Raw genomic sequence first — 22,070 nt, 5'->3', positions numbered from 1 at the left:
GCTGGCCACGTTGAAGGCTCCAGGCCGTCAGCTTGTACAAGGCCAACGGCCCGAGCATCAATGGCTCCTCAGAAGCCGTCCGAGCCGAGAAGGACATATCGAAAGCAGCCAGAAAGAAAGGATTATAAAGGTTCACTCATCCAAAAATGATGACCACGAAGAAGCCCTTATTTCTACCAGCAGACGCCGAGCCCTGTCTCTCACCACCTCCCACTGCCCTGCAGAAAGCATGGACTCAGGGCTCCATAGCTCTGGGTTAACATCGATCAGCCTGCCGAAGAGGTCAAGGAGCTCCTGGAGCCCCTTGTCAAGGAACTCGGGGAACTCTTCTTCCTCATCATACGTGACGTAACTTTTTACAGCGATGTAGAAATCTTCTAACTGAAGTACGATCTCGTCCTCAGCGAATCCCGTGCGTCTGATCCAGTCCAGTTGGCGTTCTCCACTCCAGGATGCCAACTGGATCGAGAACATGAGGCTCTTCATGTTCGGTGTTTTTTCGATCACTGGAACTCCGGAGGAAGGTCAGTCCAGTTCGGCCTGCTGTCCACGTAGATCACCCTCCAGTAAGGAACGTTTCCATGATGCGCGCTCCCGGGATGCCAGCGGATCATCGTACCCGACTGAGCCCCATTAGGGCGGTACTCACGGTAAGACCAACCCTGGCCTTCATTTCGACCGCGCCCCAATCCTCCATGACGCCAGTTGGGGTTTGAACCCATCGCAGCCCTGACTTGGTCCACATCAGCGCCTCTGATGATTTCAGGATCGCGCAGAATATCGTCCACGCTCTGGATCGAACCGACAGGACCTGCTTCGTTGCGTAGTGCTTCGCGTAGGCGCGCGCCGTTGGCAGCACTAGATGCCCCACCGGGGCCGATGCCTTGCGGGTCTGCCTCACGAAGGGCGGTACTCGGAGCACCACGGAGTTGCCCAAAACGGCTCCAGAGCAAGCTGCCAGCTCCACCCCCCAGGGCACCCAGGAATAGGTCGGTGGGGCCGGTGGGGCGGCACTGGATGGTGTTGGAGGCCCAGGTGAACCCGGCGCCCACCGCGGCGTTGACCCCTGCGGACACCGCCACCGAGCGGGCACCGGTCAGGCTCAGGGAGCGGGCGGCAAGGTTGCCCGCGCCGGGCATGATCGCTCCACCCACCGCTCCGATCAGCGCGCCCCGGCCCGCGGCCTGGGCCAGACCGCCCCAGGTGGTGTTCTCGGTGGTGTAGGCGTAGATGCCGCCCTCGATGACCCCGCCCAGGACGGCGCCGATGCCCATGCTGATGCAGATGGGGCAGCGCCCGGAGGGGTCGCTGAGGGTGGTGGGCAGGTTCTCGGCGTAGGCGTAGGCGCTGGTGTAGGCGTCGGTGGCCTGGCGGGGGGCGGGGTCGGCGGTGGTGAAGCGTCCCAGGTCGGGGCGGTAGTCGCGGTCGTGTAGGTATAGGCCCGCGCCGGGTTCGTCGTACTGGCTGATGTAGGTGAAGGGGTTGGCCGGTGCGTCCTCGGTGGGGGTGGTGTGGGAGGCGCTGCCGAAGCCGGTGTAGGCGTACTGGTGTTGGGGGGTGCCGGTGGCGTTGGTGGTGTCGGCGACGGAGCCGTGCCAGTCCCGGTGGTACTGCTGAAACCCGGCTGCGGAGTGGTTTTGGGTCTGGACCTGGCCGTGGGGGTTGTAGGTGTAGGTGGCGGTCAGGGCTCCGCTGCCGTCGCGTTCGCTGAGCAGTTGGGGCAGGGGGTGCAGGATGTCCCAGGTGTTGGTGCGTTGGAGTTGGCCGTCCAGGCTTGCGGTGGTGCGGTTGCCGTCGGCGTCGTAGGTGTAGGTGTAGGCGCCCTGGTCGGTGTCGGCGCTGGTCAGACGGCCGGGGGCGTCGTAGGTGTAGGTGGTGGCGCCGTCGAAGGTGAGGTTGCCGTCGGCGTCGTGGGTGTAGGCCGTGCTGGCCTGGCCGGTGGTGGCGGTGGTGATCTGGTCGGCGGCGTCGTAGGCGTAGGTGGTGGTCTGGGTGCCGGTGTGTGCGGTGAGGCGGTTGCCGACCTGGTCGTAGGTGTAGGCGGTGGTGGCCTCGTCCCCCTCAGGACACGTCTCGGTCTCGGGGGTGGTGGTGCATTCGCCTGTCAGGCGGCCGTTGGTGTCGTAGGCGAAGAGTTGGCTGCTGTGCTGGCCTGCTCTGGTCGCGTCCACGCGCAGGGGTTGGCCGTTGGCATCGCGGGTCACCTCCCACGCCGACAGGACGCTGACGCCTTGTGCGGTGGTGGCGCTGGACAGGCGGCCGGTGGGGTCGAAGGTGCGGGTTTCGGCGTGGCCGTTGCCGGTGGGGCTGGTGATGGTGGTGAGGTTGCCGGCCGGGTCGTAGCCGTAGTCGGTCCGGTGACGGAACGCGATGTTTTGTGAGGAGCGCAGTCCGTCGTCGTTGTAGGTGTAGCTGGTGGTCTGGTTGTTGGGAGTGCGCAGCGAGGTGATGTTGCCGGCCGCGTCGTAGACGTAGGCCATGCTTCCCTGGTCGCCGGGCAGGGTGAGGGTGCGGGGGCGGCCTTCGCCGTCGAGGTTGGTGAAGGTGCGGGTGCCGGTGCCGTCGGTGACCTGGACGGGTTGGCCGGTGGCGTTGTAGGCCAGGGTGACGGTGGGGGTGCCGTCGGAGTAGGTGGCCTGGGTGGTGCGGCCCAGGGCGTCCACCTGGTAGGTGGTGGTGTGGCCGCGGGCGTTGCTTTCGGCGACGAGGTTGCCCTCGGTGTCGTAGGCCAGTTCACGGACCCGCTCCAGCGGGTCGCTCACCTGGGTGAGCCGCCCGGCCGGGTCGTGGTCGTAGTGGGTGGTGTGGTCGTTGGCGTCGGTGCGCGAGGCGACGTTGCCAGCCGCGTCGTAGGCATAGGTGGTGGTGCCACCATCGGGGGCCTTGACCTGTTCCAGGCGCCCGAGCACGTCGTAGGCGTAGGTGGTGCTCTGGTCTAGGGCGTCGCTCACCTGGGTGAGCAGGCCGCGCTCGTCGTAGGCGCTGGTCTGGGTGTGGCCCAGCGGGTCGGTGACGCCGGTCAGCAGCCCGGCGGCGTCGTAGCTGTAGGTCCAGGTGAAGTCGTCAGGGTTGGCGCCCTCGACGTTGCCGCGGGGGTCGACCACGCTGGTGGGCAGGCCGTCGGCGTTGTAGGTGTAGGTGGTGGCGGCGCCGGTGGGGGTGCGCTGCTCGATGAGGTTGCCGTCAGGGTCGTAGGCGTAGGTGGTGTTCTTGCTGCGCTGGTCGTTGACGCGGATCAGCTGCCCGGCGTCGTCGTAGTAGCGGTTCTCGACCCGGTTGTTGCCATCGACCACCGTTCGGACCAGGCCGCCCTGGTCGTAGGTGGTCTTGCGGACGATGCCGCGTGCGTCCGTGCTCTGTACAACGTGGCCGTCCGCGTCGTAGGCATAGGCGGTGGTGTGCCCGAGTGGGTCGGTGACGGTGGTGTTCTGTCCGGCCTCGTCGTAGCCGAACGCCCAGGTGAAGTCCTCGGGTTCGGTGCCCTCGGTGTTGCCGCGTGCGCTCACCGCGGTCAGGGGCCGGTCGGCTTCGTCGTAGGTGTAGGAGGTGATGCCGCCGCCTGGGTCGGTGACCGAGGCCAGGTTCCCGGCATCGTCATAGACATAGGCGGTGCTGGCCCCGCCCGGTGTGGTCACTTCCTGTAGGCGGCCGGGGATGTCGTAGGTGTAGGAGGTGGTGCGCTCGGCCGCGTCGGTGACGGTCTCCACCTGGCCGTAGGCGTCATAGGTGTAGCGCTCGGTGCCGCCGCTGCCTGGCAGGGTGAGGTCGGTGATCCGGTCGGCGTCGTCATAGGTGAAACGCGTGGTGTACCGGTCCGGGTCCTGGCTGTCGTGGCCGCGCGGGTCGGTGACGCTCAGCACGCGTCCCGCCGCGTCGTAGGTGCGTTCCTCCCGCGCTCCCGAAGGACTGACCACCGCGGTCTGGTTGCCAGCGGCGTCGTATTCGAAGCGGGTGGTGTGGCCCTGCGGTGTGGTGACGGACTCCAGCAGACCGTCCTCGGTGTAGGTGAACGCGGTGCGTTGACCCAGGTCGTCCACCGCGGCCTCGAGGTGGCCCTCAGCGGTGTACTCATAGGAAACCGCGCGCGAGGCCCCGTCCGTGACGGTGGCGATGTTGCCATCCGCGTCGTAGGTCCACGAGGTGTTGGACGCCTCGGTCGAGGCCCGGGTCAGGCGGTCGTCCGCGTTGTAGGTGTAGGTGGTGGTGCGGCCGAGCGGATCGCGGACCGCTGTGCGGTTGAGGTCGTCGTCGTAGGTGTAGTCGGTGACGTTGCCGAACGGGTCGAGCTGCGCGAACAGGACGTTGCCCGCGTAGATGTCGGTCCAGATGCCCCCGGAGGGGGTGGTCACGTTTGTGGTGCCGAAACCGTGACTGGTGGAGTAGTCGAACTCCGTCACCGCACCCGAGGCGTCGGTCTGCTCACTCACCCGCCCCTGGGCGTCGTAGACCAACCCCAGCAGTTGGTGGCCGTCAGAGCCGGTGATCTGGTCCAAGAGCCCGTCGGGGTTGTAGCCGTAGCGGGTGGTGGCACCGTCCAACCCGCGCACACTGGTGAGATGACCACCGGTGTAGCCGTACTGGACGTAGCGGTCATCGGGGAGCGTCACCCGGGTGAGGCGATCATCGGTGTAGTCGAGTTCGTAGTCGCGCCCGGAGGAGTCGGTGACCTGTGAGGGGCGGTCTGCTTCGTAGGTGACAGCGAGTTGTCGCTGGCCGCGGCTGGTGATCGAGGACAGGCGCCCCTGGGAGTCGTAGCGCAGGGTGCGCCGATCGGGTGTGGTGAGCTCCCACCCCTCAGCGGTACCGGTCAGCACGGACCTGGCACCGGTCGGCGCGGTATAGGTACCGCTACTACCAGGGACGAAAGTCAATTGGGAGCCGGATTCCTCCCGTAGCGTGACCGCCCCGTCTGGGTCCGTCGACAGGGAGGTCTCCCACGGCAGACTCCACCCTGCTCCCAGCGCGCCACCAGAGTTGCCCGAACTGTAGGCGCGTTCCACCGCGAACGGTGTCTGCGCGGAGGAGAGTGAGGCGTCCTGGAACGAGCTGGTGTAGCCGCCAGTAGCGGTGTTGACTCCCACGCCTCGCGCATTGACCGGCTGCGTCAGGCCACCAGTACCAGAACATTCCGGAGAACAAAGGGAAATATTGTCCAGCTGTGGCGAAATCTCTACAATAAGATGATTGTAAGGAATGGGATCCAGGTAAACTTCCCCCGACCCGTCATCAACCATTTGCAAGACTGGCTGAATTATTACCCTATCGCTCGAAAATTCACAGTCAACTTCTTCCGGAATGGGCAAAATTGCACTAGCAACAGGAGATTCCGCATGAAGATCCACAGCATATGGGGCACTTACCACCTGACCGAAATCGTAATCAATCGCATCGCGAAAAAGTTGACAAGGCGTTACTCGCCATGCGACTTTTACATCGCGCCACTCTTCAGTATTGGGTGCAGGTGAGCCATATCCAGTATGCACGATTCGCGTCTTCACGCCAACAGATGTTCCTGGGGAAGAATTTATCCTTCCCTGCCTACTTTCGGCCCATGGGATGTTTCCCATGGTCCAATAGACAGCGGGCCTTGCCAGAGGCTCCCCTTCTTCTATATTTGCGGAATCCACATCGGACGATGTAGATAATTCCGCATGAGATTCTGTCACATCCGCTTTTCCTTCTCTTGAGCCTTCGTCTAGTTGCTCCTGGCGATCGGCAAGGGACATGGGGGTCTGCCGGGGGGCTGGTTCGGGTTCGTTTTCTGAGGCTGCTTCCATGGGGCCAAAGTCAAGATCCTGGGGACGCATGTCTCCGACCAGGAAGACCAAAGCAACCAACACGACCAGGATCCGCGCACGCCAAAGAGACCGAAGCATCAGCACCCCCTACCGGGGTTGCCCCCGCCCGCGAACAAGTTCCAGCCATGAGGCAGTCTTCACTGTCGCGAGCTTGCCCTCAAAGGCAAGCGGAAGAGATCTCCCTTAAGGCCTGGAACAAAGTACCCAAATCAGGATGAACGGTAAAGAGTGATCGGAGTCACTTTTTGAACTTGAGGCAGCGGCAGGAGCACGGAGTCCGCTATCACCTGGACAGACTCAGGCTAAGCATTTTGAAACATCCACTGATGGCCGAATGTGGACACCAGTTGCCACCTACCACACCATCATTTTTATGCGGATGATTTCAAACCGGAGCCAGAAAACTATTGCCTTCTTGGACATCAATAATGTAAGAGTTTCTGCCGCAACGGCTTCGGTGCCTCCTTCAGATGAACGCGCCGCCCAGCCTGGGTGAAGCCATGTAGGTACTGGCTTGGATCTCCAATCGGTTGCGCAACCGACGGAAGAGGTGGAGCAGGGCGAAGTTCCGCTCCACGACGCACCGCTGGACTCCAGTGTCGAACCGTGTTCTCGGCTCTGACGAGCGGTCAACGAACCGTTCCCTCTCACCCTGTGTCAGCAGACGGCGGTGGTGTCATACCGTCGTGGCAACACCACAGGTCAAAGGGTTGTTGATGGGGACAAGACGGATGCCCACCACGTGAGCGGTGCCCGGCTACCTGCGCCCGCCCGGCAGTGGCCAGTGCCTCAAGAGGTTCACGCCATGCACAGAAGCACCCTCGTACGGCAAGATTGGGCTGGCGACCGGGACAAGAGCTAGAGGTGCCTCTGTGGATGACTTGCTGGACAACGCGAACGCGACGGACATCCCCTGGGAAGCACCCTCGGACATCCCCAAAGCGCTGCATGTCGACACCGTGCTGGTCGGGGACCTGCCCGACGCACTCGAGGTCGTCGTCGCCCGCAGCCAGGCCAGGCCCAAAGCCGAGGACCTGCGACGGCTGTGGAGGGCTCGTTGGGGCAAGAGAGCGGCACCCGTGGCCCTCGTAGTCCAGTACGAGTCCGCCCACGGCAACCGGGCCGCGGTCTGCGGCCTGCGCGAGGACGCCGACGTTGTATTCGACCTCGACGTGGAGCAAGTCGAACGGGTGGGAATCGCCGCGTTCGACTCTCCTACCGTTCCTGAAGGGGAGCGCTTCTTCCAGAAGCTGCTCTCGGATCCGGTAGAGAACCAGATTGCCGGGCTCACGAACACGGGCCTGTTCGCCTCCCACGAATTGCGCGCAGGCGTGCCCCAGCGTCCCGACTGGCAGAACCAGAAGGTCCTGGCCCGGTCCCTGGTGGCTCACCGGGGATCAAGTCTTCTCAACGCGCTCGGATACGACGTCTCCTCCTACCGGTCCGCAGGATTCCTCCTCAGCACGAAGGACGGTCCGCGCCGTGCGGTGGCGGTCCTGGTGGAGGACAGTGAGCACTTCGACCGGCCCTCCTCACGCCTGAACGCCGAGTCCCCGGTGTTGTACGGGCTGAGCATGGCTCAGCAGCAGGAACTTCCCTGGCTGCTGCTCCTGCGCGGAACCCAGCTGCGGTTGTACTCGGCCAAGCCCCAGGTGGGTGTGGGACGCAAGGGCCAGACTGAGACCTACGTCGAACTCGACCTCGCCTTGCTGGACGAGGACTCCGCCACCTACCTGCCCCTGCTCTTCCACGCCGCCGCCCTGTCCCCCTCGGGCAGCGTCGATGAGATCCTGCAGGCCTCCGCCAACCATGTGGCCGCCCTTGGAGCGCGGCTGCGCGAGCGCATCTACACCGAGGCCGTGCCCGCGCTCGCCATTGCCGTGGCCTCCCACATGGGGGCCGTGAGCGAGGAGGAGCTCGAGGAGGCCTACCACCGCACCCTGATCGTCCTGTTCCGGCTCCTCTTCGTGGCCTACGCGGAGGACCGCGGGCTCCTGCCCTACCCTGGCAATCCCCGCTACACGCGCAAGGCGTTGAAGACCCTGGCACGGGAATTCGTCGACTCTCCTGGCGAGGAGTTCGACGCCAACGCCACGGACTTGTGGAATGACCTTTTGTCGGTGTGGCGCGCCATCAACGACGGCAACGAGGAGTGGGACGTCCCCGCCTACAATGGGGGCCTGTTCGCCGACGACGAGCGGCATCCCTCTGGCCGGGAGATCGGCCGGATACAACTCACCAACGCCGAGATCGGCCCGGCGCTGCGGGCGCTGTTGGTGGACACCTCTGACGACGGGGTGTTCGGCCCGGTCGATTTCCGCAGCCTGTCGGTACGGGAGTTTGGCACGATCTACGAGGGCCTGCTGGAGTCCTCGCTGAGTATCGCCCCCACCGATCTGGTTCTGGCCAAGGACAAGTCCTATGTTCCGGCCAAGACCGGCCAAAAGGTCGAGATCCCAGCTGGACAGGTGTACTTCCACAACGCCTCCGGCAAGCGCAAGGCCACCGGTTCCTACTTCACCAAGTCCTTCGCGGTCGAGCACCTGTTGGATACCTCGCTGGAACCGGCGCTCACGCAGCACCTGGATCGGCTCCGCGCGCTGATCGACCAGGACGATGAGGCCAAGGCCGCCGAGGCGTTCTTCGACTTCCGGGTGGCGGACCTGGCGATGGGTTCGGGCCACTTCCTCGTCGCCGCCATCGACCGGATCGAGCGCCGGTTGGCCGCCTTCCTCACCGAGCACCGGCTGCCTGTGGTGACCGAGGAGCTGGAGCGGCTCGCCCAGATCGCCCGCGAGGCCCTGGGCGACCAGGCCGAACGGGTGGAGATCGAGACGTCCATGCTGCTGCGCAGGCAGATCGCTCGGCGCTGCATCTATGGGCTGGACCTGAACACGATGGCGGTGGAGCTGGCCCGCCTGGGTATCTGGATCCACACCTTCGTGCCGGGTCTGCCCATGTCGGCGCTGGACCACGGCCTGGTGGCCGGGAACAGCCTCACCGGGATGGCCACCATCGATCAGGTGCTGGACGTCTTGGACTCCAACCGAACTCCGGGGCAGGCCAGTCTCTTCGCCGAGCAGATCGAGACCACGCTGGAGAAGGCACGGACTCGGCTGTTGCGGGTCGGCCGGACTGCCGAGGCGACCAAGCAGGAGGTGCATGCGGCCCGGGAGGCGCACGCGCAGGCTCTGCAGGAGGCTGAGGAGGTCAAGGCGCTGCTCGATGCGGCCGTGGCGGTTCAAATGGGGGCCGTTCCTCTGCCGATGGACCCGGAGCAGGCCATCGCGAGAGGTAAGAGCGAGAAGGCGCGCGAGGCCGTTGCCGCGGTCCGTGCCACGCATCTGCTGTATCAGTTCCCCGAGGTCTTCCTCCGTCCGGAAGGGGGCTTCGATGTGATCCTCGGTAACCCGCCGTGGGAGAAGGTCCGGTGGGAGGCCGCTCCGTACTGGGTGGGCGTCTCTCCTGGTCTGATGGCGCTGACCGACAAGGCGCGTGAGAAGAAGATCGAGGAACTGCGGGCCGAGCGACCCATGGAGGCCGGTCGGGAACAGCAGGAGCGGCAGGAGCGGGAGATCCTCCAGGACCTCTTCAAAAAGGCCTACACACTGCGCGGTGGCACCCACCTGGAGCTGGCACAGCTCATGTTGGAGCGGGCCCTGCGATCCCTATCCCGCACGGGTCATCTGGGATTGGTGCTGCCTCGCCAGAGCATGGTCCTGGCGGGGTGGAAGAAGCTGCGCGGCCATCTGGTGGGCTCCCACGACCTGAGCATCGTCCAGGGACGCAACCACGGCGAGTGGATCTTCGAGGAGGTCCATGCCTCCTATGCGGTAGTCCTGCTGTCGGTGGGGCCGCGCAGGCAGCGCACCATCGAGGTTGGTGTCGCCCGCAGCCCTGAGGAGGTGGCCGCCGTCGCCGCGGGCCGCAGCATCTCCTTCACCTCCGACGAGCTGGGCACCCTGTCGGACGCGAACGTCGTCCCTTGGTTCAACGAGCCGGAGGACCGTAGGGTCTTCGACATCATGCGGGTCTTCCCTCGGATCTCCTCCGGGCAGGGGTGGATCCGCGCTTCTCACGACGCACGCTGGGATTTTCGCGGGAGCGGTCCTGACAAAAGGCTCGTCACGCCCCAGGACGCTCCGGGCGCTTGGAAGGTCCTGATGACCCGGCACGTGGACGCGTTCGCCTTCGATGCCGAACCGCACAAGCAGTTCGTCACCGACCTGCGCCCGCTCTCCGAACTCAAACGCGGCGTGGCCTTCACCGATGGGGCCTTCACCCTAGGGGCGGGCCATCCGCTGCTGATCTTCCGCCACCCCAGCCGCAGTGATGACAGCCGGACCCTCATCGCCACCGCACTGCCCGAAACGGGACACCTGCACAACAAGGGATCCGTGCACGCCATCATGCACGACATCACCTCTTCCCCCACCGCCCGGCTCGCGCTGGTGGGCCTGGTGAACACGCTGACGATGGACTGGTGGGCACGGCGCTTCGTGGACCGGCACGTCACCTCGCCCATCATCAACCAGCTCCGACTCCCGAACTGGGACAGCGACGACATCGACGCCGCGGCCGCGATCACCGGTTCCCTGCTCAGCCGCAGCGGCAGCACCCGCCTGGCCGGAGGCATCGACGTCACCGACCAGCACAAGGGCACGGACAGTGTGGACCTGCTGGCCGAGCTCGAACACCTCACCCTGCGCGGTTTCGGTCTCCAGCACCACGACCTGGAGATCATCGCGCAGGACTTCAACACCACCGGACTGCCGTCCGAACTCCGCACCGCCCTAAACCTTGGCAAGGGAACCTCCCAGTGACCCCCCACAATTACAGGCCCGAATTCGCCACCAACGCCCCGGAGAAGGAGGAGACGGTCGCCACGGCGATCAATATCCTCCTGGGAGGGCTGCGCACCCGGCTGGTGCAGCCGCCGGACGTGGCCATTGCCACGGCCTACTTTAACCCGGGCGGGTTCGCCCTCCTCGCCCAGGAGCTGGAGCAGGTCGGGCGGGTGCGCCTACTGCTGGGGGCCGAACCCGCCCAGGAGCAGCCACAGGTGCGGCCGCTCAGCCGCAGCGCGAAGAAGCGCCGGGGGCGGGGTTCCGACCCCGCTCCCGAGGTGCGCCGGGCGTTGGAAGGCCATCAGCGGTCCCTGCACCAGGACCGGGACCTGGTGGGTTTCACCCGTGAGGCCGATGCCCGGGAACGGCGCCTGGTGGCATGGCTGCGCGAACACCCTGGTGTGGAGGTGCGGCGCTACGAGCAGGGGTTCCTGCACGGCAAGGCGTTCCTGGTGGAGACCGACACGACCGGGGTGATCGCCGGGTCCAGCAACTTCACCTACGCCGGTCTGGCCCGCAACAACGAGCTGAACCTGGGCCACTACCAGCCGCACGTGGTCGGGCAGGTCCTGGACTGGTTCGACCGGCAGTGGGAAGGGGCTGTCCCCTACGACCTCGCGGCCCTGTACGAGGCGCGGTGGCAGCCGCACCAGCCCTGGCACGTGTTCCTGCGCATGCTGCACGAACTCTACGGCGCCGACCTGGAGGAGGACACACAAGGCGACTCGCGCCTGGGCCTGACCCGTTTCCAGGCCGACGGTGTGTGGCGGGCAAGGAGAATCCTGCAGAGGCGCCGCGGCGTTCTCATCGCCGACGAGGTCGGTCTGGGCAAGACTTTCCTTGCCGGTGAGCTGATCCACGAGGCGGTCTTCGAACGCCGTCAGAAGGTGCTGATCATCGCGCCGGCCACCCTGCGGGACGCGACCTGGCGGCCGTTCCTGCGGGAGCACAACCTCGCCGCGGTTGAGTGCGTGTCCTTCGAGGAGCTCGTCGCCCACATCGAGGACGCCGGTTCCCACAACTCCGCGCTCCAGGACCCCGACCAGTACGCGATGGTCGTGGTCGACGAGGCACACGCCCTGCGCAACGACAGCACCAAGCGTGCGGCGGCCGTGCGGCGGCTGCTGGCCGGGTCGGTGGCCAAGGACCTGGTGGAGCTGACCGCCACCCCGGTCAACAACAGCCTCGACGATCTCCACAACCTCATCAGCTACTTCGCCACCAATGACGCCGAGTTCGCGGACGTGGGCATCCCCAGTCTGCGCGCCTACTTCAACCGTGCTTCGGCGCTGCGCCCCGACGACCTGTCCCCCGAGCACCTCTTCGACGTCCTGGACGAGGTGGCCGTCCGCCGCACCCGGCGCTTCGTCAAGAACCACTACGTGGGCGACAAGGTGGTCATCAACGGCAAGGAACGGGAGATCAGCTTCCCGACCTGCCGTGTACAGCGCATCGACTACGACCTGGACAAGCTGCTTCCCGGCATCTTCGACGAGCTGGCCTCGGCCCTGGGCGCCGACACCCATCAGGACACCGACACCGTCGACGGCACGGCCACCGGGGTCATCCTCGAACGCCTCGGAGCGGTGCTCACCATGGCCCGCTACGTCCCCTCACGGTTCAAGAAGACGGGGACGGCGGAACAGTACGAGGCCCAGAACGCCGGATTGTTGCGGTCCAACCTCCTCAAGCGCTTCGAGTCCTCGGCACAGGCCTTCGAGAAGACCGTGGGCAAGATGGTCGAGTCCCACGCCCTGTTCCTGGAGGCGCTGGAATCGAGGATGGTGTTGACCGGCAAGGCCCTCGGCGAGTGGGGGGACTTCGCTGGCGAGGACATCGAGGAATTCCTGGACTCCGTCGACTCCCAGGAGAACGTCTCCAGCGCCGACGGCTATGACGTCGAGCGTCTGCGGGAAGCGGTCGAGGCCGATCTGGCGCTGCTGCAGCAGTTCCGCACGAAGGTCCAGGTGGTCGACTTCCACAACGACCCCAAGATCGCCGAACTGATCGAACAGCTCGCCGTTATCGCCCAAGAGGCCAAGGAGGAGGGCATCGGTGAGGACGACGTCCGCAACAAGCGCAAGGTCCTCATCTTCACCTACTTCTCCGACACCGCCGAATACCTCGACCGAGCCCTCAAACACGCGATCACCGTCAACGAACGCCTGGCCGCCTACCGGGACCGTCTCGTCCTGGTGAAGGGCAGCGACAAGGCCAACCGCGGCGAGGCCATCACCGGGTTCGCCCCCATGACCGCGGGCAACGGTACGGAGGAGGACCGCTACGACGTCATCGTGGCGACCGACACCCTCGCCGAGGGCGTCAACCTCCAGCAGGCCCGCCACATCATCAACTACGACCTGCCGTGGAACCCCATGCGCCTGGTCCAGCGCCACGGGCGCATCGACCGCATCGGATCGCCCCACACCGAGGTGTTCATGCGGTGCTTCTTCCCCGACGAGGGCCTCGACGCGGTCCTGCGCTTGGAGGAGCGCCTCCAGCGCAAACTCAAGCAGGCCGCCGCGTCTATCGGACAGGACACGGTCCTGCCCGACGTGGCCGCCGTGGAACGCGTCATTACCGACACCCGGGAGCAGATCGAGCGTCTGCGTCGGGAGGAATCGCTTCTGTTCTCCGACGCGGGGAACTCCTCCCTGTCGGGCGAGGAGTACCGACGTCAGCTCGCCAACGAGTTCCAGAACCCTCTCGTCAAGGACACGGTTCTGGGCTTGCCCTGGAGTTCGGGTTCGGGGTTCCACCGGTCCGGAGCGGATCCGGGATTCGTGTTCTGCGCCCGCATCGGCGACCATCCCAAGCCGTGGTTGCGCTACGTACCGATGAACAGGGACCTCACCGTCCAGGTGAACCCCGGTGAGGAAGCGGCCGTGGTCATCGACGACGTCCTGTCCTGTCTGGCCCAGGCCACACCGCCGAGCGCGACCGCCGAACCCGTGCTGGACGAGCGGACGTACCAAGCAGCTTTCGACGCCTGGGAGGCGGCGCAGGAGGACATCCTCACCCAGTGGAAGCGGCAGACCGACCCGCTGAACCTGGCCCCGCAGGTGCCCAAAGCCATGCGCGGCGCATCGGCGCTCGTCAAAGCCCACGGCTCCTTCCTGGAGAAGCAGGAAAAACTGGCCCAGCGCCTCAACGCTCCCTACGCTCCGCGCATCCAGCGGGAAGTCCGATCGATCCTGGCCGACCAACACACGACCGACAAGGAGAAGGTCCGGGCCCTGCACACGTTCGCCGAGTCCAACGGGCTGACGCCTCCGCCGAGGGTGCAGCCCCTGCCACCGGCGGAGAAGGAGGACATCCACCTCGTCTGCTGGATCGCCATCACCCCTTCCGAGTAACGGGGAAGGCCGTAGTCTTTCGCTTCCTGGGAAGAGGAGTGCTGAGCCTCCATCGCCCGACGAGACCAGTGGCGGTTACCTGTAGGTGCTCCAGCGTGTGGTGGTGTCACCGTGCTGCAGGGTGTCGAGGCGGTGGCGCCATTGGGCGCGCAGGCCGGGGTTGGTGTTCAGGACGGGTAGGACGCTGGTGACGAGCTTGAGTTCGCGAACCTGGCGTAGGACGGGGAATCCGGGCCAGTCCAGCACGTCGTAGCCGTATTCTTCGGCGAGCGGGGTGTGGGGATCCTGGGCGTAGTCCATGCGGACCTTGCCCACCGCTGCGGGCACCAGGTCCCATTCCCGGGGGCCGTGACTGAGGCTGTCGAAGTCGCAGATCACCGGGCCGCCAGGGCCGGAGATGAGGTTACCCAGGAACGGGTCGCCGTGGATCACCCCGGCGGGAAGCTCGAACTCCAGGTCCTGGACCTGGGCCTCTAGTTGGTCGGTGCGCCTGGTGAGGAAGCTCCGGTCGACGTCGGCCAGTCCTTCGGCGTCCGAGATGTGGCTGCGGATCCGCTCGAACGGCTCCCACGACGGCAGGGCGAGATTCGGGGCTGGCAGGGCGTGGAGGTGTTTGAGGATGCGCCCGAGGTCGGTACCGGTCGGTTCGGGGCCGGTAGAGGGCACCAGGTGCCAGAAGGTCGCCGTGGCTCCGCCGGCCTGGACGGGCTGGGAGATGTCCTCGGCCAAACGCACCGTGGGGGCGTCGTGCTGAGCGAGCCATCGTGCCGCCCGACCACGGGGACGCGTTCGACCACGGTCGCCGAACCGGCGATGCGCACCACCAGCCTCGCGTGCGGGAGGCGGTAGACGGCGTTGTTGGTGAACTTGATCAGCTCGGCGTCATCGGCCGCTTTGGCGCCCAGTCCGGCTTCCTCGCACAAAGCGGCGAGGACGTCGTGGACGCGGTCTCTGGTGAGGGCGAACCGGGGGCTGGTGGAGGCGGGGGTGGTGCTCATGATGTGCGAAGAGTAGCAATCTCGGCGGCCAGGTCCGCTGTCTCACCCCTGGCCCGGTAGGCCTGGGCAGCTTGCTGCAACGGGGCCAGGCGGTCGATCACGCGCACCGAGCGGACCTGCCGGGCGAGGTCGACGGCCTGGCGACCGATGCGCACTCCCTGGTCGGGGTCCCCGTTGACGATGTGGGCGGTGGCCAGGGTTGTCAGTTCGAAGGCCCGACTGCGGCCCCCGGCCTGTCATGTAAGAACCGAGTGATCGCCGAGTCTTTGGCTCGCTTCGCTGATTGCAGTGCGGAGCTCGTGGAGCAGCGGCTCGGGGATGGTTCTCCTGCCGAGACCGGAGGATTCGAGCACGGGGACTAGGCTGCTCACCTGTTGGGGTGCGAGCTCTTCTTTCCATGTGGTGAGCAGGTCCCGGGCCCCGTATCCGTCCTGTGCTTGGACTACGTCGGAGACCAGCTGTGACAAGAGTGCAGGAGTGCCTCCCTGGAATCCTCCGGTGAGCTCCGTTGCGACGATCCCTAGTCGTGTGGTGAACACGACCTGGCGGCTCTCGACGTCGCGAACACGGGACAAGGCCGTCTCCGCATCGTCGGCCGTGGTCTCACCAAATTCTTTGAGACACCACAAAGCCAGAACCGCTTGGACGGCATTCTCCCATGATTCTCGGACAACGCTGCTCTCGATCATGGCCAGAGCGCTGGCTGGGTTCTCGGACACCATCTCTGCGATCACGGTGACCTGACGGCCGTCGAAGAGACGGTCGCCGATCCCGCCGTGCTGCCTGGCCTGCTCGGCGGCCTCCTGCCACCGGCCCTCCGCCGCCAGAGCCCGCATCCCGTCGCCGAGGCAGACCGTCCACAGCCAGCGGTACAGTTCCGCTCGTGCCTCGTCGGAGGCGACGATCCGGTCCAGGGGCAGCTCATGGCCGTCGATCACGGTGGCCTTGGCCGCACGTAACCCTTCGCGCAGGGCGGTGAGCATCGCGAAGGCTGCTGTGCCGTTGCCCGCGCGGATACGGAGCCGGGCCAGGTTGATCACCGGTTCCAGGACGCGTTGGGCCATGGCGGTGTTCAGAGGTAGGTGCGTCAGGTACGCGTGTGCGTGTTCCCAGCACCAGTCGCGGGCCAGGTCGGGCAGCCCGACGTCGGAGGCGAGCAGCGCCGCGCCGTTATAGACCTGCGCGGCGGCGGCCAGAGCCTCCTCACCCGAACCGAGCCGCGCGGTCCGTCCCGCTGCGGCGAGGCGTTCCACGCGCGCGTTCAGGCTGTCCGCGGGCGGGCGCGGCCGGGGGATGAGAGGGAACCAGTGTGCGAACCTCATGCGGGTTCTCCCCAGGAGACCACCAGGGTGGAGTGGGCTCGCTCCAGCACACGCCGCGTCGGTGTAGAGGATTCCGGGGCGGGGCTGTAGTGCAGGGCGAAGGAGAGTTCCTCGGCGCGGTGGGACTCCCAGGCCCGGATGTGCTCGGCCATCTGCTCGGCCAGCTTCTGTCCGGCGGGGGCGTGTCCGATGACGCCGACCTCATGACGCCCCTGCTGGCCTTGCACCGGGCGCATCGTCAGGTACGCCAGTCCCCGCTCGCCCGCGGGGACGCTGGCCATGTCACCCCAAGGCAAACCGGGGGAGACCAGGCCGCTGGCCACGGCCTGCGGTTGCACCGGCATGCGCGAGACACGGTTGTCTAGCCGGGTGGCCAGCCACAGCCACATCGGGTCCAGGGGCTGGCCCTTGCCGAAGTCCACCCCCGTCCAGGTGGTGGTGCAGGGCTCGGCGAGCACATGGTCCACCTGCTCGGATGCGATGCCCTGGTCCTGGTTGGCCTGGAGCAGGACTGTCCCGTTAGCGTCCAGGGCCAGGATGCGGCGGGGGTCGTCACCGACACCGCCGCGCAGGGGCATGAACGTGCACAGCTGGCTGCCTGTGGACGCCCAGTGGTTGCCGCGGGCTTCGAAGACGATGGAGCGGGAGACGTCTCCGGCGATGCGCACCGGGGCGATGAGCCTGCCACCAGGGGCGAGCTGGTCCACCCAGGCGCGGGGCACGTCGTGACAGCCCACCGTGGCGATGATCCGGTCGAACGGCGCCCGGTCGGGGTGGCCGAGCGCGCCGTCGCCCAGGACCACGGTGACATTGGTGGCGCCGTTCTCCTTCAACCGGGCCCGCGCGCCCTCGACGAGGTCCTGGTCGACATCGATGGTGGTGACCGACCCGGCCGACCCGACCATGTGGCCGATGAGAGCGGCGTTGTACCCGGTGCCCGCGCCCAGTTCCAGTACGCGCATACCCTGTTCCAGGGCGGCCTGTTCCAGCATCGTCGCGACGACTCCGGGCTGGGAGCCGCAGCTGATGGAGGCGCCGTTGTCGTCGTGCTTGATGTGCACGGGGGCGTTGGTGTAGGCCTCCTCCAGGGTGGCGTTGGGGACGAAGGCGTGGCGCGGTACTGCGCGGAACGCCTCCTCCACCGCCGGGGTGGTGAGGACACCGTTCTCCCGTAGCTGCCGGATGAGCCCCTCGCGCAGGGCCTGGGCGGACTCGGGTGTGGTGTGGTGGGTGGTATCGGTCATGGCGGCCTCTCTGGCGGTGGCGGACAGGATGTGCTGGTCCCGGTAGGGCAGGCCCCACCGGTTGAAGGCGAAGATCAGGTGGTGGGCGCACACCGCGCGCAGGCCCCGGCTCAACCTGCCTTGGGCGGCGAGGTCGGCCAGGGCGGCTCCGGCCGCGGTGAAAACCTGCACCCAGCTGCTGGTGTGGTGCAGCGGCCCCGAAGAGGTAAGGGGGCGCGGGTTGAGGGTCATGAGGGTGCGCGTCGAGGAGAGCAGCTCCTCTTCCGGACGGAAGGGCTGGGGGAGGGCTCGTAGGGCGGCGACTTTGGCCCAGACGTCGGCCTGTTCGAACCAGTCCAGCCGTGCTCCGCGCAGGAAGGCACCGCCGAGCAGGAGGGCGAGTTCACGACGGCCGAGCTCCGTGCCGGACATCGTGCTGCGGCGTGTCAGGTAGGCGAGGAGGTGTCGGCTGTCCTCGCAGAACACGGTGTGGGCCAACGCCATCCCCGCCGATCCGCCAAAAGCCCCGGTTTCGGGTTCGTAGATGCCGTGCACCCACCTGGTGACGGCGCCCTCAGCGTGGAGGCGCTCCAGTTCGGTGTCCAGGAACTGCCGGGCCGGGCGGCCTCCGGTGTAGCGCAGCCGCCAGTGGGGCTTCTTACGGAGGAACCACCACGCCGACACGAGCCCTTCCTCGCGTGCCTGTTCGAGAGCCGGGCTCAGGCTGTGCACGGCCCAGTGTTCGGCAGCGGTCCAGTCGGCCCACTGGATGAGGATCTGCGGCTGCTCGTCACCCGTCAACGTGGTGCTCCTGGTGGTCAAGGAGAAGGAAGGCGGCCCAGCCCATGTCGGGGGTGGGGGTGTGCAGTGTGTGCAGCGCGGTGGCGATGCCCGCCGCACCTTCCAGCAGCCCGATGCCGGCTCCGGAGACCAGATCGTCCGCCATTGCTGCGGCATCGCCGTCCGAGAACGCGGCGCACAGCCCGGGGGCGTTGCCCAGCGCGGTGGTGTGGGCGAGCACCGCCAGACCGGTACGGCCGTGGCACAGCGAAGAGTCCAGCGCCATGGGCTCCTCGGTGAAGACGCGGACGAGGGCGCTCTGCGCGGTGGCGTAGCGCGGCTGGTCTCCCAGGGCGTCAGCCGCGAGCAGCTGCGCGCGGGCCACTCCCGCAGCGCCGTAGCACCACGAGGGCCGCTGCGGGCCGACTAGGCCGCAGGTCCCGTTGAGCTGAGCACGGGTGACCCAGTACGGCCACCACGTTCCAGCCGGAGACGTCTGTTGCCAGGTGCCGAGCCAGGCCAGGATGCGCTCGATCGCTTCTATGTGCCCCTCCACCGCGATTCCGCGCCGCAGGGCGGCTGCGAGAAGGGTCAGGGGACCGGCGATGCCGTGGGCCATACCGGTGTTCGCGTGCCCACCAGGGAAAACGGCGTCAACCCTTCCTCCTGGCCCGACCGGACTCCACCAGCCGGGAAGCTTGTGGCCGTGGACGGTGACGGGCTCGGTCAACCGCACCAGAGAGGCCAGCAGGTCCCGAAAGAGCGGGCTCCGCGGGTCGCGGGCCAGGAGCAGGGCGCCCAGCCCGGTCAGGCCTCGAATGGTGTCGAACTCTGCGAGCAACGGAAGCTCACTGGCGTCCATCCGAGCGTGTGCCTGCTCCAGCCGGGAGAACACGATCCGGTCCACGGCCCGGTCCAGCTGGGCAAGGTCGCGCTCATACCCCGGATGGGCCGTTGCGGCTCGGCGCAGGACGAACGCCACCGCAGGCGCGCCGTAGTACAGGTGCGTGCTGGGGGAGGAGTCCACGCCCTCGGCGACTGCACACTCCAGCCACCGCTGGACGCGGTCCCACGGCCCGTGACCGGTGCGCGCGCGTTCGATGTGCAACAGCGCCACCCCGACCGCACCGTGTGCCAGCGACTGGGGCCACCACCGCTCTCCAGCCAGAGCACGCCCTTGCTCGGGTGTGGCCAGGCGGTCGGCCACCAGTCCCGCTATCTCCGTCGCTTCGGTGATCGTGGTGTTCACGCGGCCTCCTTCCGGCAGAGCTGAACGAGAACCTCGGTCGGCCGCCCCTCGCACCATCCGGACGAGCGCGGGTCGGGCGCTTCGGTGAGGACCGTGCCGCCTTCCTTGTCCACTTGGGCGCGCAGCAGGAACAGGTGTGCCGGTTCGGCAAGGTCCAGGCGCAGCCGCTGGTCGCCCTTGCCCAGGTCCACCACCCCGGGCAGGCTGCGGCGCTCAGCCCAGGTAGACCACGCCTGTCGCCACTGCGGCCACGGCGCGGTACGCGGGGGAAGGTCGGCGGCCCTGACACGCCAGCGGGCGTTGGCCAGGACCACGTTGCCCGAGCGCACACGGGGCAGGAACGGCAGCGAGAAGGCCGCGCCCCAGTCGAACCCGATAACCACCGCGCGTCCGGCACGGGGAAGTTCGGCCAGGAACCGGGTCAGCAACGGGGCGTAGCGCAGGTTCAGCGCGTGCGGCACGACAGGCTCGACCCTGCGCGCCAGGATGCGTGAGAACAGGAAGAGGCCGCCGTCATCGCACCCGACCGCGAGATCGTCCACACCCAGCTGTCCGGGCACTGAAGCGGGGTATTCGCCCACGCTGATCAAGTGATCGAGAAGCCTCTCCGAGCGGACCAGGTGGGAGCTGCGGGCTCGCAGCGGCGGGAACGACAGCTGCACCGGCACCGCCCCGGCGGAGGTGGTGCGCGAGACGGCTTCGCGCAGGTCGCCTCGGACACCGGCCAGGGCGGCGAAGCGTCCCGCCATGGTGGCCGCGCTGCGGGAGGCGCCCAGCACCGCGACGCGGAACCGGCCGCTGTCCAGTGCGGCTCGTGAGGGCGACTCCACACGCAGGTTCAGTTCCGTGTGCCCAGGAGGTAGCGCGGACTGCCGGGCGGCCAGTTCGTCCAGGAGCGCGTCTGCGCTGATCTCCCGCCGCCGGTCCAGAGCGGCAGCCTGGGCCTGCTCCAGCAGCCAACGGTCACGATCGGTGAGGGACTCGGCGCGGCCTTCGGCGTCGGTGATGGCGTATCCGGCGGGGAAGCCCAGCCCTGTCTGAGGGTGCACGACCTCCCGGACGGGCACGAGCGCGTCGCCGTACCGGTCGGCGAAGCGCTCCCGGTACGTGTGCCACGCGGGCAGCCCGTCCGGGTAAGGGGACAGGACAGTCAGCATGTGCGCGGCCTGCTCCGCCGCGCGTGCCACCGTCACGGGCAAGGCCATGTCGGCGTCCACTCGCACGTCCACCCCCAACGGCTGAACCCGGGACACGCGCGAGACCGCCTCGTCGGCCTTCCCCAGGGTGCTGGACCTACCACCGCAGTTGTGCTCCTCCGTCGCCGTGTGCGCTTTCTGGAGAAGCGACATCAGTGGGCGGGTTTCGGGTGGAGCGCAGGTGTTGTGCTGGGCGAGGGAAGAGACGAGGCAGCCGAGGGAGTCGGTTTCGGTGGACGCAGGGGCGAGCGAGGTGAGTAGTGCCTGCACCTGGACCAGGCGGGCGAGCATGGCGTCAGTGCTCACGGCAGGTTCATCGGGGTATTCGGCGGCCAGCTTGGCCTGGAGCGTCGACCACGACACGGGTTCACGTGCTGTTTCCAGGACCAGGCGTACGGCGCTGTTGACACGGACCTCGACCTGCTCCGCGTCCGACCCGGGCGCACCCGGGGCGGGACGCGCGTACTGGGGCACGACGAGGTGCCCGCGCTCTTCAACGACGGTGTTGTTGACGACGACCAGCAGGTGCTCACGCACCACAGGCGGAGCCTCCAACGCACTGACGACCTCGGCCACCCATGCCCCGCCCGGAGAAACCACCCTCCGGTGGGCGCCACCCCACACCACTCGTGAGCGTTCGGAGAAGGTCGCGGCGGCCACGCCGGCGAACAACCCGAAGGGAGTGGCACGGCTGTCGGCCCGCAGTACGTAGCGCAGAACGGAAGCGGTCGCCTTCCGGGCCCGGCGTACCCGCACCGCGGCCGGATCCTGGTCGAGCAGAGCCTCCACACCGGCGGCCAGGTCAGGCGAGGCGTTCCGGATCGCCTCGGTCAGACCCGGGTGCTCCCACACGCGGCGCAGCCATTTCAACCACGGATGCGGGTCACTACCGCTCAGGTCCGGTACGCCGCTCGTCGGCAGGCCGCTGAGCAGGCTCGCCCGCACCAGCGGTCGGCCGACCACACGCCAACCCACGTGCCGCTCCTCGCCGGAACCCATATCCCCTCCTCCTAGAAGTGCTGGTCGGCACCGGATCCGGGCCGGTGCCGACCGTGCCGATCAGTCCGCTGCGCTCGTGGTGCAGGCGTTGGGGCAGCTGGAGCCGCAGCCGTCATCGGTGAGGTTGATCAACTGGGCCAGGGAGTCGCTGTTCTCGAGCAGGCGGATGTCGAGGGCGAAGGGAGATTCCGGGCTGGGGCTGTCCTGCGTGTTCTGCACAGGTCTTTCCTTTCTCATGGGGGCCTGTGAGCACAGCTCAGATTAGGGACCCGCACAAGGAAGGTGAAGGAGTTTCCCGCCAG

The 22,070-nt window shown here is 67.0% G+C and carries 10 protein-coding genes and 1 pseudogene; 2 read left to right on the top strand and 9 right to left on the bottom strand.

Translation table 11 applies throughout. From position 1 onward, the window contains the following. Positions 1–132: 132 nt before the first annotated feature. From ABD54_RS03305 to ABD54_RS29560, 3 genes and pseudogenes are all read right to left on the bottom strand, one after another. The gene (locus ABD54_RS03305) at positions 133–507 is read right to left on the bottom strand and encodes a hypothetical protein (RefSeq protein WP_152691987.1); all 375 of its coding nucleotides are present in this window, start codon (positions 505–507) and stop codon (positions 133–135) included. Beyond that, complete coding sequence (locus ABD54_RS03300; protein ID WP_053063522.1) at positions 504–4,814, bottom strand: RHS repeat-associated core domain-containing protein; 4,311 nt, start codon at positions 4,812–4,814, stop codon at positions 504–506. The genes ABD54_RS03305 and ABD54_RS03300 overlap by 4 nt, the downstream gene beginning before the upstream one ends. 60 nt (positions 4,815–4,874) lie before the next feature. Beyond that, positions 4,875–5,234: pseudogene (locus ABD54_RS29560) on the bottom strand (DUF6531 domain-containing protein); the annotation flags it as partial. Positions 5,235–6,670: 1,436 nt separating this feature from the next. Here ABD54_RS29560 and ABD54_RS03295 point away from each other — a divergent pair. Together ABD54_RS03295 and ABD54_RS03290 are read left to right on the top strand one after the other, a co-directional pair. Next, positions 6,671–10,621 carry an Eco57I restriction-modification methylase domain-containing protein gene (locus tag ABD54_RS03295; protein WP_152691985.1) on the top strand — a complete coding sequence of 1,317 codons (3,951 nt, stop codon included), beginning with the start codon at positions 6,671–6,673 and terminating at the stop codon, positions 10,619–10,621. Then, positions 10,618–14,001 carry a helicase-related protein gene (locus ABD54_RS03290; protein WP_047867937.1) on the top strand — a complete coding sequence of 1,128 codons (3,384 nt, stop codon included), beginning with the start codon at positions 10,618–10,620 and terminating at the stop codon, positions 13,999–14,001. Before ABD54_RS03295 ends, ABD54_RS03290 begins: the two co-directional genes overlap by 4 nt. A gap of 75 nt (positions 14,002–14,076) precedes the next feature. On the opposite strand, the gene ABD54_RS03285 is transcribed toward ABD54_RS03290, so the two are convergent. The 6 genes from ABD54_RS03285 to ABD54_RS26950 all read right to left on the bottom strand — a co-directional run bounded on the left by ABD54_RS03285 (position 14,077) and on the right by ABD54_RS26950 (position 21,987). Next, positions 14,077–14,730, bottom strand: coding sequence for an aminoglycoside phosphotransferase family protein (locus tag ABD54_RS03285; protein WP_235431960.1), 654 nt, complete (start codon positions 14,728–14,730; stop codon positions 14,077–14,079). Positions 14,731–15,235: 505 nt separating this feature from the next. After that, complete coding sequence (locus ABD54_RS03280) at positions 15,236–16,252, bottom strand: hypothetical protein (protein ID WP_235431959.1); 1,017 nt, start codon at positions 16,250–16,252, stop codon at positions 15,236–15,238. A 65-nt stretch (positions 16,253–16,317) separates the two neighbouring features. Then, a complete protein-coding gene (fxlM, locus tag ABD54_RS03275) occupies positions 16,318–18,345 on the bottom strand; it encodes a methyltransferase, FxLD system (RefSeq protein ID WP_047867935.1) in 2,028 nt (675 codons plus the stop codon). Then, positions 18,335–19,573 carry a lanthionine synthetase C family protein gene (locus ABD54_RS28770; RefSeq protein ID WP_235431958.1) on the bottom strand — a complete coding sequence of 413 codons (1,239 nt, stop codon included), beginning with the start codon at positions 19,571–19,573 and terminating at the stop codon, positions 18,335–18,337. The genes fxlM and ABD54_RS28770 overlap by 11 nt, the downstream gene beginning before the upstream one ends. Beyond that, the gene (locus ABD54_RS03265) at positions 19,570–21,768 is read right to left on the bottom strand and encodes a lantibiotic dehydratase family protein (RefSeq protein WP_053063520.1); all 2,199 of its coding nucleotides are present in this window, start codon (positions 21,766–21,768) and stop codon (positions 19,570–19,572) included. Before ABD54_RS03265 ends, ABD54_RS28770 begins: the two co-directional genes overlap by 4 nt. A gap of 60 nt (positions 21,769–21,828) precedes the next feature. Then, positions 21,829–21,987, bottom strand: coding sequence for an FxLD family lanthipeptide (locus tag ABD54_RS26950; RefSeq protein WP_152691982.1), 159 nt, complete (start codon positions 21,985–21,987; stop codon positions 21,829–21,831). Positions 21,988–22,070 lie beyond the last annotated feature (83 nt).

Source organism: Nocardiopsis sp. RV163 (assembly GCF_001029525.1).
Lineage (GTDB): Bacteria > Actinomycetota > Actinomycetes > Streptosporangiales > Streptosporangiaceae > Nocardiopsis > Nocardiopsis dassonvillei.
Note: the sequence above shows the minus strand (reverse complement) of the source record. Positions and strands in the feature narration are given on the sequence as shown.